The sequence below is a fragment of the Mammaliicoccus sp. G-M28 genome, assembly GCF_022386595.1.
Taxonomy (GTDB): Bacteria; Bacillota; Bacilli; order Staphylococcales; family Staphylococcaceae; genus Mammaliicoccus; species Mammaliicoccus fleurettii.
Genome location: NZ_JAJNIF010000008.1, coordinates 87,091 through 101,755, shown reverse-complemented (window position 1 = coordinate 101,755; position 14,665 = coordinate 87,091). Strand labels below are relative to the sequence as shown.

General features: G+C 31.6%; 14 protein-coding genes. 5 read left to right on the top strand and 9 right to left on the bottom strand.

The annotated features are described in order from the left end of the window. Window positions 1-319: 319 nt before the first annotated feature. From LQ609_RS08845 to LQ609_RS08835, 3 genes are all read right to left on the bottom strand, one after another. Window positions 320-751 (bottom strand): YtxH domain-containing protein, encoded by a 432-nt coding sequence (locus tag LQ609_RS08845; protein WP_078357561.1) that lies wholly within the window; start codon window positions 749-751, stop codon window positions 320-322. 69 nt (window positions 752-820) lie between these two features. Next, entirely contained in the window at window positions 821-1,522 is a 702-nt protein-coding gene (locus tag LQ609_RS08840) for a pseudouridine synthase (protein ID WP_078357649.1), read from the bottom strand. A gap of 3 nt (window positions 1,523-1,525) precedes the next feature. Then, the gene (locus LQ609_RS08835; protein ID WP_078357562.1) at window positions 1,526-3,160 is read right to left on the bottom strand and encodes a putative polysaccharide biosynthesis protein; all 1,635 of its coding nucleotides are present in this window, start codon (window positions 3,158-3,160) and stop codon (window positions 1,526-1,528) included. Window positions 3,161-3,282: 122 nt separating this feature from the next. Here LQ609_RS08835 and LQ609_RS08830 point away from each other — a divergent pair, with 122 nt between their 5' ends. Continuing rightward, entirely contained in the window at window positions 3,283-4,539 is a 1,257-nt protein-coding gene (locus tag LQ609_RS08830) for a BaiN/RdsA family NAD(P)/FAD-dependent oxidoreductase (protein ID WP_239734595.1), read from the top strand. A 57-nt stretch (window positions 4,540-4,596) separates the two neighbouring features. Here LQ609_RS08830 and LQ609_RS08825 read toward each other — a convergent pair whose 3' ends face one another. The 3 genes from LQ609_RS08825 to LQ609_RS08815 all read right to left on the bottom strand — a co-directional run bounded on the left by LQ609_RS08825 (window position 4,597) and on the right by LQ609_RS08815 (window position 8,782). After that, window positions 4,597-4,908 (bottom strand): rhodanese-like domain-containing protein, encoded by a 312-nt coding sequence (locus LQ609_RS08825; RefSeq protein WP_239734594.1) that lies wholly within the window; start codon window positions 4,906-4,908, stop codon window positions 4,597-4,599. Between the two features lie 22 nt (window positions 4,909-4,930). After that, complete coding sequence (leuS, locus tag LQ609_RS08820) at window positions 4,931-7,315, bottom strand: leucine--tRNA ligase (RefSeq protein ID WP_107509642.1); 2,385 nt, start codon at window positions 7,313-7,315, stop codon at window positions 4,931-4,933. A gap of 288 nt (window positions 7,316-7,603) precedes the next feature. Then, complete coding sequence (locus LQ609_RS08815) at window positions 7,604-8,782, bottom strand: MDR family MFS transporter (RefSeq protein WP_078357566.1); 1,179 nt, start codon at window positions 8,780-8,782, stop codon at window positions 7,604-7,606. A gap of 120 nt (window positions 8,783-8,902) precedes the next feature. On the opposite strand from LQ609_RS08815, the gene mnmL reads away from it, so the two are divergent. After that, complete coding sequence (gene mnmL, locus LQ609_RS08810) at window positions 8,903-9,862, top strand: tRNA modification radical SAM protein MnmL/YtqA (RefSeq protein ID WP_078357567.1); 960 nt, start codon at window positions 8,903-8,905, stop codon at window positions 9,860-9,862. After that, complete coding sequence (gene mnmM, locus LQ609_RS08805) at window positions 9,859-10,416, top strand: tRNA 5-(aminomethyl)-2-thiouridylate-methyltransferase MnmM (RefSeq protein ID WP_107509643.1); 558 nt, start codon at window positions 9,859-9,861, stop codon at window positions 10,414-10,416. Before mnmL ends, mnmM begins: the two co-directional genes overlap by 4 nt. 45 nt (window positions 10,417-10,461) lie before the next feature. Here mnmM and LQ609_RS08800 read toward each other — a convergent pair whose 3' ends face one another. Together LQ609_RS08800 and LQ609_RS08795 are read right to left on the bottom strand one after the other, a co-directional pair. Beyond that, a complete protein-coding gene (locus LQ609_RS08800) occupies window positions 10,462-10,869 on the bottom strand; it encodes a transcriptional regulator, SarA/Rot family (RefSeq protein ID WP_078357569.1) in 408 nt (135 codons plus the stop codon). 85 nt (window positions 10,870-10,954) lie between these two features. Then, window positions 10,955-11,770, bottom strand: a complete 816-nt coding sequence (locus tag LQ609_RS08795) for an alpha/beta fold hydrolase (RefSeq protein ID WP_078357570.1) — start codon at window positions 11,768-11,770, stop codon at window positions 10,955-10,957. Window positions 11,771-11,854: 84 nt separating this feature from the next. Here LQ609_RS08795 and LQ609_RS08790 point away from each other — a divergent pair, with 84 nt between their 5' ends. Continuing rightward, window positions 11,855-12,361, top strand: coding sequence for a gamma carbonic anhydrase (locus LQ609_RS08790; protein ID WP_078357571.1), 507 nt, complete (start codon window positions 11,855-11,857; stop codon window positions 12,359-12,361). Window positions 12,362-12,630: 269 nt separating this feature from the next. Here the strand turns inward: LQ609_RS08790 and LQ609_RS08785 are convergent, their stop codons facing one another. After that, window positions 12,631-12,966, bottom strand: a complete 336-nt coding sequence (locus LQ609_RS08785; protein WP_078357572.1) for a hypothetical protein — start codon at window positions 12,964-12,966, stop codon at window positions 12,631-12,633. 653 nt (window positions 12,967-13,619) lie between these two features. Here LQ609_RS08785 and LQ609_RS08780 point away from each other — a divergent pair. Continuing rightward, the gene (locus LQ609_RS08780; protein ID WP_078357573.1) at window positions 13,620-14,624 is read left to right on the top strand and encodes a proline dehydrogenase family protein; all 1,005 of its coding nucleotides are present in this window, start codon (window positions 13,620-13,622) and stop codon (window positions 14,622-14,624) included. The last annotated feature ends 41 nt before the right edge of the window (window positions 14,625-14,665 follow it).

Below are 14,665 nucleotides of genomic sequence, written 5' to 3'. Positions count from 1 at the left end.
GATAAATAGAGAGGCTGAATATTGCAAGACGAGGCTAACATGATAAATAGACGGGCTGAATTTATCAAGACAAGGCAATCATGATAAATAGGGAGGCTGAATATTGCAAGACGAGGCTAACATGATAAATAGACGGGCTGAATTTATCAAGACAAGGCAATCATGATAAATAGAGATGCTTATATAACTGTCTTTATAAAAAAAGGGTCTGGTGTCACACCCAGACATCTATTGCCTATAGAATAACAAAAGGCTGAGACAATTAATTTGTCCCAGCCTCTTTAGACCGTCAAACTGACGGTCTAATAGTTATAATTGCTTATTTATTATTTTTTAAGTCTTCTTCTGTAACAACTCTTAAATTACCGTTAGCTGTTCCACCCTCGTCATCAAATTTAGCTTCACTTAAATCTGTTGGTTCTTGATTATCTTTTTTAAGACGATTTTTAGCATTAGAAGCATATCCTTTAGGATTTTCTTTTGCTTTTTGGAATTCATTTTTAGCTTTTACTTTAGCTGATTCTTTGTAAGTTGTTGGATCTTCTTTGTATTTACCATATTCATTTTGAGCTTTACCTTTTAAGTCATTTGCTTTTTGTTTTGCATTTTCTTTGTAATTATCTGGGTCTTCTTTGTATTTACCATATTCGTTTTTTAATTTATCTCTATTTTCTTTTTTAGATAAGACAACTGCTGCTGCAGTTCCTCCTAATACAACTAATGTTCTAAATAATCCTGCTTTTTTAGCCATTTGTATCCACCTCTATTTAATTTAATACTAGTTATAATACCCTTAGTTAAAGTTTATAAACATTTAAATCTATAAATTCAAAAGTTTAAAATCTTCTTCCATCAAATGTCTGTACTCACCAAGTTCTAATAATTCATCGAGTTCTAAGTCAGCAATTTGTATTCGTTTTAAATAAGTAACTTCACAACCTATTGATTGAAACATTCTTTTAACTTGATGGAATTTACCTTCATATATGGTAACAAATGCTTTAGAACTTTCATCATTCTCAATAATTTCTAATTCACTTGGTGAAGATGTAAAGTCTCCTAAATCAATACCTTTTTTAAATATTTCTGTTGCATTCTCACTAATATATCCATCTACTTCGACATAATATTTTTTAGGAACTTTGTGTTTTGGGCTCATTAATTGATGTGAGAATTTGCCATCGTTAGTTAATAATAACAATCCTTCAGTATCTTTATCTAATCTGCCTACAGGGAATAAATCTAAATGCATATATTCTGGAACAATATCAATTACCGTTTCGTGCTCATCATCCTCAGTTGCTGATATATAACCTGCTGGTTTATTCATCATTAAATAAACAACTGGCTCATATTCAATAGGAATATCATCAAAAGTTATAACATCTTCTTCTGGATTGATATGCATTTCAGGCTTTTTAACAATTTCTTCATTCACACTTACTAAATTTTTCTTAAGAAATTTTTTCACTTCTTTTCGAGTTCCTATACCTGCATTTGCTAAAAATTTATCTAATCTCATCATTTACACCCACTTAATTTTACGTCTGATTTTAGAAGTAATATCCCCTAAAAATTCGTCTGCTAAACGAGAGCGCATTGTTAAATAACCATATACAATAACACCAACAATACCACCTACAATTAATACGATTAATGCACCTAATTTAGATGATGGATCTATAAAGAGTGAAACAATGAAATAGCTTAATTCCACTAATAACACCATTACAATTGTATAGAACGTAATTCTTAATGTTTGATAAATCGTTATATTAAATTTAAAGTCTGCATATTTCCAAAGGACTACACAGTTTAATATTACTGCAACAAGCAAAGCAATTGCAGTACCTAATACTGCCCCTAATGTATGGAATACCATTATTAATGGCAAGTTGATAATAGCTTTTATAATTAATGAAGCAATAACTATCCATACTGTTAAAGCTTGTTTATCGATTCCTTGTAACATTGAAGCTGTAACTGATAATAATGCGATTAAAATACTAACTGGCGCGTACCAGAATAATATTTCAGTTCCCATTGGACTATAGCTATAAAACACGTTATATAATGGTTGAGCAAGCACCATAATCCCTAATGATGCAGGTACTGTTAAATAAAGTAATACGCCTAATGACTTTCTTATTTGATGATGCATAGCATCAATTCTACCTGAATTATATGTGTTTGTTATAAAAGGCACTAAACTTACCGCAAACCCAGCAGCTAATGAAGTTGGGATCATAACAATTTTATTTGTAGTCATACTTAACATAGTAAAATAAATATCATGTAATTCACTGTTTACACCAGCCATTGCTAAACCAGTATTATGTGTGAACTGATCAATTAAATTAATAATTGGGAAGCATAAACTTACAATTACAAACGGTATACTATATTTAATGATTTCTTTGTAAATTTTGAAATAAGAAACATCAATATCACTTATATCTTGTTCAACTTCAGCTTTAATTAAATGTCTTCTTTTCACCCAATAATAAAGCAATGTTAACAATGCAGTAACAGCACCTATTCCAGCTGCAAACGTAGCAACTTGGTTGGCCATTAAAACAGATCCGTTCATCACATTTAATACGAGGTAACTTCCTCCTAAAATAAAAGCGATACGTGCAACTTGTTCTGTAACTTCAGAAACAGCAGTTGGTCCCATAGAATTAAAACCTTGAAAAATACCTCTCCAAGTGGCCAACAATGGTATAAATAATACTACAAAACTGATCGTTCTAATAACAGTTGTAATGTCATCTATTTGCCATCCGCCTTCTAAATCACCATTATTTGCTAGTGTTAATTGAGCAATTGTCGGTGATAAGAAGTATAAAAGTAGAAAACCAATAACTCCTGAAATGGACATAACTATAAAACTAGATTGATATAGTTTTCTACTCACTTTATAAGCACCAAGTGCATTATATTTGGATACATATTTTGCTGCTGCAAGTGGAACACCAGCAGTTGCGATTGTTATCATGATTGTGTATGGTTGATAAGCATATGTAAATGGTGCAAGATTTTTTTCATCGCCAATAATAGCATAAAAAGGTATTAAATAAAGTATACCTATGACTTTCGTTATTAAAATACTAGCAGTAAGAAGGAAGGTTCCCCTTACTAGCGCTTTACTTTCTGACATAATTTCATCCCTATCTAATTTACTTTTAAATTTAATAATAACAGGTTTATTTCTATTCTACTACTTTTTTTAAGACTCATTATTCGTTAAAATATTATTACATATACTTATGGAGGTTACTTATGTATCATACAATAATAATTGGCGCTGGACCTAGTGGTTTAATGGCTGCATATAGTGCAAGTGCTAAAGGCAACAGCGTTTTATTAATCGAAAAGAAAAAAGGATTAGGACGTAAACTTCGTATATCAGGTGGCGGTAGATGTAACGTGACTAACCGTTTACCTTATGAAGAAATTATAAAAAACATTCCTGGTAATGGAAAGTTTTTATATAGTCCTTTTTCTACTTTTGATAACGAATCTATCATTAACTTCTTTGAATCTCGAGAAGTAAATCTCAAAGAAGAAGACCATGGTCGAATGTTCCCCATTTCTAATCGCGCCCAAGATGTTGTTGAAGCTCTTGTAAATTCCATAAAAGAAAATGGTGTCGAAATACGTCAAGAGACAACAGTATCATCAATAGAAAGTGAAAATCAACAAATTTCTGGTGTTACATTACAAGATGGAACTTTCATCCCTTCACGTACTGTTATTATAGCATCAGGAGGATGTAGCGTCCCACACACTGGTTCTACTGGTGATGGTTACAAATTTGCTGAAAACCTTGGACATTCAATAACTGAACTCTTCCCTACAGAAGTTCCTATTAAATCTAGCGAGCCTTTTATTAAAAATAAAAAACTGCAAGGATTAAGTTTACAAAATGTCGGTCTTTCCGTTTTAAAGAAAAATGACAAACCTAGAATAACACATCAAATGGATATGTTGTTTACTCACTTTGGTGTTTCAGGACCAGCTGCTTTAAGATGTAGCCAGTTCGTTTATAAAGAACAAAAATCACAAAAGAAAAATGAAGTTAAAATGTCTATCGATGCATTTCCAGAAATAAAAGCACATGAATTAGAACAACAAATTGTAAAAAAATTAAAAGATGAGCCAAACAAAGCGATAAAAAATGCATTAAAAGGACTCGTCCAAGAAAGATATTTACACTTTATTTTAGAACAGTCAAGTATTGATATAGATGTAACTTATCATCATTTATCACAGCAAGCCATTAGAACTTTTGTTCAAAACCTTAAATCCTTTACTTTTACAGTTAATGGAACATTGCCTATCGACAAAGCATTTGTAACTGGTGGTGGCATAAACATTAAAGAAATTGAACCTAATACAATGCAATCTAAGTTATGTCCTGGTTTATTTTTCTCAGGAGAAGTTTTGGATATTCATGGTTATACAGGTGGATATAATATTACAAGTGCATTAGTTACAGGTTATGTAGCTGGATATAACGCATCAATTTATGAATAATTAATTATAATAAAAATGGAGTGGGACAATTAATCTGTCCCACTCCATTTATTATATTTAAACTCTTTTATTTTCTAAACCGTCGTCGCCCCACTCATTCATGCCGCCTTCAATATTAACTGCATCAATGTCGCGGTCATTCAAGTATTCTACTACTTTAGCGCTTCTGACACCACCAGCACATACAATATAATATGTTTGGTCTTTATCGAAGTGTTTTAATTCATTTGATATTTCACCCATTGGAATATGTTTAGCTCCTGGAATCATACCTAATGCTACTTCGTCGTCTTCTCTTACATCAATAATGTTTATTGGATTACTTGATGTAATTTTTTCTGCTAATTCTGTTACTTTAATTTCTTTCATAACTAGAACACTCCTATATGATTTAATTTGCAACGATATTAACTAATTTTCGAGGTACTGCAATCACTTTACGTATTGTTTTACCTTCTATAGCTTCTTTTATTTTATCATTTTCTAAAGCTACTGTTTCCATTTCTTCCTTAGTTAAATCTTTAGATATTTTCATTTTATCTTTTAACTTACCATTTACTTGTACTACAATTTCCACTTCATTATCGACTAATAAAGATGCATCAAATGTTGGCCATTCTTCATATGTTACTGTTTCAGTATGATCTAGTTTTTGCCATAATTCTTCAGATATATGTGGTGCGATTGGTGATAACATTTTTACAAATCCTTCAATATATGATTTGTTGATATGATCTTGTTTATAACATTCATTAATAAATACCATCATTTGGCTAATAGCAGTATTAAAGTTTAATGTGTCAAAGTCTTCTGTGACTTTCTTAACAGTTTGATTATAAACTTTATCTAATGCTGAAGTAGGTTCTTCTACGACCTTACTCGTTATGTTCCCTTCTTCAGTAACAAGTAAACGCCAAATTCTGTCTAGGAAACGACGAGAACCATCTAATCCATTTTCACTCCAAGCAATTGCTGCATCAAGTGGACCCATAAACATTTCATATAAACGCAATGTATCTGCACCATGAGATAGAACAATATCATCAGGATTTACAACGTTCCCTTTTGATTTACTCATTTTTTCATTACCTTCACCAAGTATCATACCTTGATTGTATAACTTTTGGAATGGTTCTTTCGTTGGTACTACCCCAATATCATAAAGCACTTTATGCCAGAATCTTGAATATAATAGATGAAGAACTGCATGTTCTACCCCACCAATATATAAATCTACTGGCAGCCAATGTTTCAATTTCTCTGGATCAGCAAGTTGTGAATCATTATGAGGATCGATATATCTTAAATAATACCAACAACTACCAGCCCATTGTGGCATAGTGTTTGTTTCACGGCGACCTTTCATACCCGTTTTAGGATCTACTACATTAATAAATTCATCAATGTTTGCAAGTGGCGACTCTCCTGTACCTGATGGCTTAACTTGATTTGTTTCAGGTAGAATTAATGGTAGCTCTTCTTCTGGAACAGTTGTCATCGTACCATCTTCCCAATGTATTACAGGAATAGGCTCTCCCCAATAACGTTGTCTACTAAATAACCAGTCTCTCAATTTATAGCTTACTTTTTTCTGACCGATGCCTTTTTCTTCTAACATTTCAATTGCTTTCGGAACCGCTTCCTCTTGTGTTAAACCATTTAACACATCAGAATCAATCATTTTGCCATCTTCATTATAAACAGTAATGATGTCTAAATTGAATTTTTCAGCGAACTCATTATCTCTCTCATCATGAGCAGGAACAGCCATTACAGCACCAGTACCGTAACTAATTAATACATAATCTGCAATCCAAATTGGCATTTTCTTACCAGTGAATGGATTAGTAGTAAACGCTCCTGTAAATACACCACTTTTATCTTTTGCTAAATCCGTTCTCTCTAAATCAGATTTACGAGATGCACTTAGTTTATAGGCTTCTACTGCTTCTTTTTCGTCTTCTGAGGTAATTTGATCCACTAATGGATGTTCTGGAGATAGTACCGCAAATGTTGCACCATAAATTGTATCAGGTCTAGTAGTGAATACATCAAATGATAAGTCTGTATTATCAATGTTAAAAGTTAATTCTGCACCTTCAGATCTACCAATCCAATTTCTTTGCATTTCTTTAATTGATTCTGGCCAATCCACGTCTTCTAAATCTTCTAACAGACGATCAGCATATTCTGTGATTTTTAATACCCATTGTCTCATAGGTTTACGTACTACAGGGTGTCCTCCACGCTCAGAAACACCATCAACTATTTCTTCATTAGAAAGTACAGTTCCTAAAGCTGGACACCAGTTAACTGCTACTTCGTCCACATAAGCTAAACCTTTGTTATATAATTGAATGAAAATCCACTGTGTCCATTTATAATATTCAGGATCAGTCGTGTTTACTTCTCTATCCCAATCGTATGAGAAGCCTAATTCTTGAATTTGACGTTTAAATGTTGCAATATTTTTAGCTGTAAATTCTTTAGGATCATTACCTGTATCAATAGCATATTGTTCTGCTGGTAATCCGAATGCATCCCAGCCCATAGGATGAAGCACGTTATAACCTTGCATTCTTTTATACCTTGAAACTATATCAGTAGCTGTATAACCTTCTGGATGACCTACATGTAATCCAGCACCAGATGGATAAGGAAACATATCTAATGCATAGAACTTTTTCTGACCAACATTATCGTCAGCTTTAAAAGTTTTATTCTCTTCCCAAAAATTTTGCCATTTCTTTTCAATTTCTTGATGATTATAATTCATTTATTTGCTCCTCCTATAAAATAAAAAAAGCCATCCCAACCATAATAACAGTTGGGACGACTTGGATAATTATGCCGCGGTACCACCCAGAATTCACTAAAAAGTGCACTTCATTTATATGGTTTAAGATTGCTTTTAATAAATAATTAACAGTTCATAAGTTCACTTAATGGATATCATCAGTTCACAGCACCACTGACTCTCTAAAGATTCACATTAAAGCTACTACGCCTTATATACACCCTAATATTATGCAATTTCTTTATATATTGCAAGTTTTATTTAAAATTATGTCGAATCTTGTTTCGATATTCCTCTATCATAAATGTATAAGAAGTAATAACCAATTAGAATAAGCAATATCATACTATAGAACATCACTTTCATATCAAATACATCGACTAAAACACCACCAACAACTGGCCCAAATGCTTTACCCACTGTTGAAGATGCGTTAACAATGCCTTGATAAGCACCCATTCTACCTTTTGGAGCTAATTGATTTGCTATAGCTGGAACTGCAGGCCATACAAACATTTCACCAAACGTTAGTATAACCATACCTACTATAAACATTGTAAATTGCTCTGCAACACTCGTAACTAAGTAACTTATAATAAAAATAGTCAGCCCAATAAACATTTGCAATTTTATTTTTTCTTTAAATCTATTTATGAAAGGTGCAATTAGAGGTTGACCAGCTAAGATTAACACGCCATTAATTGTCCATAACAAACTATACTGTTTTAAAGATATACCTACTGTTTGTGTATATGTTGCGATAGTTGTCTGCCATTGAACGTATCCAATCCAACATAAGCTGAACATTGTACATAATAATAAAAGAGCCGTGAATTTACTTTTGTCTTTTACTTGCGCGACACTCGCAATACCTTCATCATTTTTTAAATGAACTTCTAAATCAATATTGTAATATTTTAACGCAATAAGTATGAATACAACATATAATAATAAATTTGCCATAAATATATAACTAAAACTAAAATCAGCTACAAACCCGCCAGCAGCTGCCCCTATTGAAACACCTAAGTTTTGTGCTAGATAAATAGCATTAAATGTTGTACGACCACCATTTGGCCAACTTGCAGCGGCCATAGCATAAATGGCTGGAACAATAATACCACCACCGAAGCCTAATATTACTAACCAAAATGGATACCATGGCCAATCATTTAAAAAATTCAAACCTACTAAACTTAATATATTTAATAAAGAGGCAAAAATAATAGAGCGAAATCCGCCAATTTTATCAAATAAACTCCCACCTAATAAATTCCCGATAACACTACCAAATGCATTAATCATTAATACGACGCCAGCAGTACTTAAACTCTTCCCTAATTCTTCATTCATATAGATTGTATTAAGCGGCCATAAAAAGCTGGATCCTGTAATATTAATAGCCATACCAATAATTAACATTTTTACAATTTTAGGCATTTTCAAAGATTTCACCCTCCCTCTCTAATTTTGTCAATTTGAATAGTCTAAACCTTTTTCTGCAAAAGTTCAATATTATATGTTAAAATGCTTTAGATAAGTTTGTAGAACAGGATGTGAAATAAAATGACAGAACAATTCCGTTTTGCGTTTGATAATAAGAGATATCATACATGGAATTATCATTTAAGAAATAAATTTGGAGAAAAAATATTTAAAATTGCAATAGATGGTGGATTTGATTGCCCAAACCGTGATGGCACTGTAGCGCACGGTGGTTGTACTTTCTGTTCAGCTGCTGGTAGTGGTGATTTCGCTGGCAATAGAGCAGAACCAATACATGTACAATTTAAAGAAATAAAAGACAAAATGCATGAAAAATGGTCTGAAGGAAAATACATAGCCTATTTTCAAGCTTTTACCAATACACATGCACCAGTTGAAGTTTTAAGAGAAAAATATGAAGCTGCCCTAGCAGAAGAAAATGTAGTTGGTCTTTCTATCGCTACAAGACCAGATTGCTTACCAGACGATGTTGTTGAATATTTAGCAGAACTAAATGAAAGAACCTATTTATGGGTTGAGCTAGGCTTACAAACCGTACATCAAGAAACATCTGATTTAATTAATAGAGCTCACGATATGAAGTGTTACTACGAAGGTATTGCTAAGCTTAGAAAGCACAATATTAACATTTGTACGCACATCATTAATGGTTTACCTGGTGAAGATTACGATATGATGATGGAAACAGCTAAAGAAGTTGCTCAGATGGATGTTCAAGGTATCAAAATTCATTTACTACATCTATTAAAAGGAACACCAATGGTAAAGCAATACGAAAAAGGTATGCTTGAGTTTATGACTCAAGATAACTATACTCAACTTGTTTGTGATCAATTAGAAATTTTACCGGAAGAAATGATTATTCATCGTATAACTGGAGATGGACCTATTGACTTAATGGTTGGACCTATGTGGAGTGTTAATAAATGGGAAGTATTAAATGCTATCGATAAAGAATTAAAAGATCGTGGAACTATGCAAGGATCTAAATTTGTAAAGACGGAGCATATTAAATCATGATAGTTGATGGTATCCTTCCTTTTGCTAGAAAATTAATATCTTCTCATATCACAGAGAATAGTATCGTAGTAGATGCTACTTGTGGTAATGGTAACGACACGTTATTCCTCGCAAATCAAGTTACGAATGGTGAAGTCTATGCATTCGATATACAAGAAAATGCAATAAATAGTACAAAAGAAAAAACTAAATCATTTAATCATATTAATTATTACCAAACAGGACATGAAAATGCCGCTTCTATTATAAAAGAATACAATAAAAATATAGACGCAACCATTTTCAATTTAGGCTATTTACCTAAAGGAGACAAGAATATTACAACAAACCCTTCAACTACAATACAAGCAATTGAAAGCCTTTTTGAAATTACTAACAAAAATGGCATTATTGTATTAGTTGTTTATCCAGGTCACCCAGAAGGTCAAATTGAATCAAATGAAGTGTTAGCATATGTAAGTAATATAGATCAAAAAACAGCTCACGTACTTCATTATCAATTTATTAATCAAAAAAATAACCCACCTTATATAGTTGCTATCGAAAAAAGATAAGTATTGAAACTAAAAAAGCAAACCTGAATTTTCAGGTTTGCTTTTTTATATGTTACATGTATTCACTATTGATTCAAATTGCTTTTCAAAATGATCTTTTCTTTTCTTTATTTCTTCACAAGCAAAGTCTACAATCGCTGCTTTTTTCTCAGCAAAATCTTCATTCACTTCAACAATTACAGTTCTTTCGTCATTTTCAGGACGAACTTTTTTAATCCAACCTTTTTTAACTAAATTATTATAAAGCCTTGTTCTCTTATAAGGCTTTATGTCAATATAATCATCTAATTCTTTAAGACTCATAGAACCATTATTCCATAACATGATAAGTGTAAGAAATTCTTCTTTTTCAATTTCAAACTTTTCTTCAATTTTATAAAATATTATATTAATATTTTTTTGTATATCATCTAAAAGGATTAAGTCACTCACATTATTTTCTTTTTCTGCCATAAAATCAACCTCCAACGTTCTCTATATCTACAATATACCCATTTTAGAGGCGTTTAAGCTCATTTTGTAATAATTTTTATAGCGATCACTCTTCTTCATCAATTAATAAACCAACATAATGTATGCGATTATTCATAAATGAAATAAGATATTTCATTACATTTTCACGCTCTGGCTCATTATGCACTTCATGAAATAAACCATGCCAAGCTTTAAAATAAAGTTCATTTGTATTGATTGTCTTAGCAACTGTTCTAATTGAATCTGTATCAACTATTTCATCTTCTGTACCTAACATAATGAGTGTTGGAATTGGCGAAATGTGATGAATGTTCTCCATTGTACTTTTCATCGTTTCTAGAATAGTCTTATACCAATGATAACTTACTTTATTTAACATTAAAGCATCTTTATTTGTATCATCAATAACCTCTTTGTTACGTGTTAAACTTTCTATTTTAATACCTGTATCAAATTTCGCATCTTTAGCGACTGTACCGAAACTGGAAGCTAAAAAGTTTCTTCTAGTAGATATATTTTGCTGGAAAGCAACTAACGGTGAAATCAGCAGTACACCTTCTACTTTAAGATCTACTTTTTCTAACAAGTTAAGTAAAATCAGTCCGCCTAAACCTACACCAAGTGTAAACACAGGTAAATGATATTCTTCTGCAATCGTTAACCATTCTAGAACTTGTTCATGATATTCTTCAAAATTATCAACATGGCCTCTATGTACTCGCGAAGTTTGGCCTTGCCCTCTTAGGTCTCCCATAATAACATGGTAGCCTTCTCTACGTAGCTTAGTAATTACGTATGCATATCTTCCTGTATGTTCAAGCATATTATGTACAATTACAACAATACCTTTAGCTTCTTTTTCTGTTTCCCATTTCCACATAATATATTACTCCTTTTACCTTTATAGCTACATTTTTGTTAAACTTAGTATAACAAATTTTTTTAAAAGAATGGAGAATCTTTAATGATTAAGTCTTTTAATAGCAAAACCCCAATTATAGACCCAAGTTGTTATATAGCTGAAAATGCTACACTAATTGGCGACATAAAAATTGGTGAGAATAGTTCAGTATGGTTCAATTCTGTCATTAGAGGAGATGTCGCACCGACGATTATAGGAAAAGGTGTCAATATACAAGATTTATGTTGCTTACATCAAAGCCCAGATCAACCACTCATACTAGAAGATAATGTGACAGTTGGTCATAAAGTTACTTTACATTCTAGTATCATACGTAAAAATGCTTTGATTGGAATGGACTCCACAATATTAGATGGCGCTGAAATTGGAGAATACGCATTTATCGGTGCTGGATCTCTCGTACCACCAGGCAAAAAAATACCACCCCACACTTTAGCGTTCGGACGACCAGCTAAAGTGGTACGAGAATTAACAGAAGATGATTACAATGAGTTAAAAAGGATTAACGAATCATATATAAATAAAGCTAAGCTATATAAAGAAGAATAAAATGAAAACAGCATAGGGCAGAAATAATTTTAAAAAATATGAGATAAGATATAGATTAATTAGATAGTAAATCTAAGAGTTTAGCCAAGTTGTAGATTAAGTCGGAAGTTAATCTAAGAGATTGGCCAAGTTGTAGATTAATTCATAAGTTAATCTAAGAGTTCGGCAAAGTTGTAGATTAATTAGATAGTTAATCTACAACACCCTCATAATCAACACCGAACAATAAAAGGATGGGACAATTAATTTGCCCCATCCTTTTTTCTATTTTAAGCTATTTTAAATTTACTATGCATTATTGGTAATTTTACGATAATATATGCAATTAAAATTTCATAGAACATAGAGAAGAATTTTTCAAAGAAGAATAAAATATTTTGTGAAATTATTGTTCCAAATCCTTGTCCACCAAATTGATAATTAACAAGTAAGAAATTATCAATAATATTCAATGCAATGATTGTGATAAATACTGTCCATGATTTTTTAGTGATCATAGCAATCAATATTGCAATAATACCTATAACTATAGGTTCAAAAATAAATAATTGTACGAAGCTGTCTAATGGTTTCCCGAAAATATAAAATGCCATATCCCTAAACATAGCGATAACTCCTTTATAGTCATTTCTAATAATATAATTATATCACGCTCATACCTACATTATTATTAAGATACTTTAAAGATTTATCGCTTTTCTTAACATTAAATTAACATTGAAATCCTTTAAAAATTTACACTCACTTAGTAATTACTTCATATATAGATGTTATATTGAAAATGTAATCAACGACACTATTTAAAGGAGCATGATAAAATGCATTTCTTTAAAAAAATAATGATAGCAATACTTTTATTTACGTTTCTCCCACATGCAATGAGCATAGCTGCAGAGCCTATTTCACCTTCTTATACTGAGTTAAATAAGTAATCACTAAACTCCTATAAATGGAGTTCTTTTTTTATCCCCTATTAATAACTTGATGAATTTCTAAATATATCGTTTTTGAATGCACTTTTATTGAGTTTTGTTTATACATATTTCCATTCAAAATACATTTTAAATTTGAACAATCTTTTTAACTATACGGAAATTTTCTTAAAAGTCCGAAATTTCGTTTAATGACGTTCTTTTTTGTGTCAGAGTTCATTAATTGTATAATTTTACATTATATTCAAAATGTAAACGCTTAACTATTTTATTGTTTCCATGATAAAATGTATGAAAGTAATATATTTAATTAAGGAGGACTTGCTATGCCTGTCGTAAAAGATTTTTTTATTGCGTTATCTAACAATAAGTTCATGAATGAATCAGCTAAGAAAATGGGTCCTGCACTAGGTGCAAACAAGGTAGTAGCGGGCGTTGATATTGATTCAACAATCGATACAGTTGAAAGATTAAACATGAAGGGAATATCATGTACGTTAGATAATTTAGGGGAATTCGTAACATCTCGCCAAGAAGCATTACAAGCGCAACAAAACATTGTTGAAATTATAAGAAGAAATTATAATGCAAACATCGAAGCACATGTTTCAATTAAACTAACACAATTAGGTATTAATATAGATAGAGAGTTTGCATATCAAAATACGAGAGAAATTTTATTAAAAGCTCATGAATACGGTAATACTTTCGTTAACATCGACGCTGAAAAATATGAAGATTTAGTCGGGATCACTGAAATAGTCGATAGACTTAAAGGTGAATTTAAAAATGTTGGTACTGTTATCCAAGCTTATTTATACGACGCAATGAATATTATGGAAAAATACTCAGATGTAAGATTACGTTTAGTAAAAGGTGCATATAAGGAAGGTCCACATATAGCTTACCAAACTAAAGAAGAAATCGATCAAAACTATATTAAGTTAATTGAGAAAAGATTGCTTACTTCAAAAGCTTTTACATCAATTGCAACACATGATCATCACATAATTAATCATGTAAAACAATTTGTAAAAGACAATAATATTGATAATAATGCTTATGAGTTTCAAATGTTATATGGTTTCAGAACAGACTATGCATATCAAATAGCAAGCGAAGGCTATAACTTCTGTATGTACGTTCCATTTGGGGAAGACTGGTTCGGTTACTTTATGAGACGTTTAGCCGAAAGACCACAAAATATTAACTTAATGCTATTAGATATCTTTAATAAGAAAAATAAAGGAAAGATTGCGTTTGGTGCAAGTGTCATAACTGGTATCTCTATTTTAACATTAGGTGTTATTTCTTTATTAAAGAAAAAGTAATAAAAAAGCGAGGCTGAGACAAATTAATTGTCTCAGCCTCT